General features: G+C 76.4%; 2 protein-coding genes and 1 pseudogene. All 3 read left to right on the top strand.

Annotated features, from left to right (window positions below; translation table 11 throughout):
* Nucleotides 1-52 precede the first annotated feature (52 nt).
* The gene (locus ACSNOD_RS30800; protein WP_436770371.1) at nt 53-724 is read left to right on the top strand and encodes a hypothetical protein; all 672 of its coding nucleotides are present in this window, start codon (nt 53-55) and stop codon (nt 722-724) included.
* Nucleotides 725-909: 185 nt separating this feature from the next.
* Nucleotides 910-1,710: a peroxide stress protein YaaA gene (gene yaaA, locus ACSNOD_RS30795; protein ID WP_436770370.1), complete on the top strand. Its 801-nt coding sequence runs from the start codon at nt 910-912 to the stop codon at nt 1,708-1,710.
* A gap of 92 nt (nt 1,711-1,802) precedes the next feature.
* Nucleotides 1,803-1,939: pseudogene (locus ACSNOD_RS30790) on the top strand (keto-deoxy-phosphogluconate aldolase); the annotation flags it as partial.

Here is a 1,939-nt window from a genome sequence, read left to right as displayed (position 1 = left end):
AGGCCGAGGCCCTGCGCCGCGCCATCCGCCGCGTCACCGAGCGAGGGGCGCCGTGACCCGCGCCCCGCGGGCCGCCGCCCGGGCCGCCCTCCCGGCGGAACTCGTTCCCGAGGGCGTACGGCGGCTGGTCGGGCACGAGCTGCGCGTGCTGGCGAGCCTCGCGCTGTGGGCGGCCCGCCGGCGCCACGGCGTACGAGGCGCGACCGCGGTGATCGGCTACGCGCGGGGCCAGGCCGCGACCCTCTACGCGCTCGCCTTCGTCTGCGCCGTGGAGACCGCCGGGATGCACGTCCTGCTCGACGGCGCCCCCGAGGCCGTGTCCGCGGCCGTCCTCGTCCTCGACCTCTACGCCCTCCTGATGGTGATCGGGCTGCACGCCTCGGGCGTCACCCGGCCGCACACGGTGGGCCCGGCGGGCGTCCGCGTCCGCCACGGCGCGCACCTGGACGTGCGGATACCGATCGAGCGGATCGTCTCCGTACGGCGCGAGCCGCGCTGCGCCACGGACCGGAACACGAACGCCGCGGCGGGCGTGCTGGAGGTGGCCGTCGGCTCGCAGACGTCGATCACCCTGGAGCTCACGGAGGAGATCACGGTCGTACGGCTGCTGGGCCGGCGGCAGCGGGTCCGTACGGTGCGCTTCCACGCCGACGACCCGGACGCGGCCGTGGCGGCCCTGAAGGCGGCCGTCAAGGCGGCCCCGCCCGTGGGCCCCGCGGCCTGAGCGGCGGCCCCGCCGGTGGCTCCCACCGCCTGGGCGGCGACAGGACCGCGGCACGGCATAGGGTGCGGAGCGGACGAACCCCGTCCGCTGGACGGACCCCGTCCGCTGGACGAGCCCCGTCCGCTCCGTCCGCGCGCCCCTCAGAACCCTCAGACCCTCAGAACCCTCAGAAGGAGAAGTCCACCGTGCTCGTGCTGCTGCCGCCCTCCGAAGGAAAGGCCACCGGCGGGTCCGGGGAGCCGCTGCGGCCGGACTCGCTCTCCCTCCCGGGCCTGGCCGCCGCCCGCGCCGCCGTGCTCGACGAGCTCGTCGCCCTCTGCTCCGACGACGAGGAGAAGGCGCGGACCGTGCTCGGGCTGAGCGAGGGGCTGCGCGGGGAGGTCGCCAAGAACGCCGCGCTGCGGACCGCCCCGGCCCGCCCCGCCGCCGAGATCTACACCGGTGTGCTGTACGACGCCCTCGGGCTCGCCACCCTCGACTCCGCCGCGCGCGAGCGGGCCGAGCGGGCGCTGCTGATCTTCTCCGGGCTGTGGGGCGCCGTACGGGTGGGCGACCGCATCCCCTCCTACCGCTGCTCGATGGGCGTCAAGCTGCCGGCACTCGGCGCGCTGGGCGCCTACTGGCGGGGGCCGATGGCCACCGTATTGCCGGAGGCGGCCGGCGACGGCCCGGTGCTGGACCTGCGCTCGGCGGCGTACGCGACGGCCTGGAAGCCGAAGGGGCAGCTCGCGGAGCGCACGGCGACCGTGCGGGTCCTGCAGTCGACGATGGTCGACGGGGTCGAGAAGCGGTCGGTGGTCAGCCACTTCAACAAGGCGACCAAGGGCCGGCTGGTACGGGACCTGCTGACCGCCGGCGCGGCGCCGCGCGACCCGGCCGAGCTGGTGACGGCGCTGCGCGACCTGGGGTACGCGGTCGAGGCGGAGCCGCCGGCCAGGGCGGGGCGGCCCTGGCAGCTCGACGTGGTGGTCACCGAGATCCACTGAGGGCCGGCGCGACCGCCCCCGGCTCCCGAGCGGCGTTGCAGTCTGTGCAACGGCCGTTGCACAGGGAAATCATCGCCGGGCAGGATGGCGGCATGGCATCCGCGCTGGCTCTCGTACGCGCACCGGTCCTGCCCGTCGTGGTCCTCGACGATCCGGCCGCCGCGGTGCCCCTGGCGCGGGCGCTGGTCGCCGGCGGGCTGCCCGCCGTCGAGATCACGCTGCGCACGGC

The sequence above is a fragment of the Streptomyces sp. URMC 123 genome, from assembly GCF_051386515.1.
In the GTDB taxonomy this organism is placed as follows: domain Bacteria; phylum Actinomycetota; class Actinomycetes; order Streptomycetales; family Streptomycetaceae; genus Streptomyces.
This window is presented reverse-complemented; position numbering and strand designations above follow the sequence as displayed.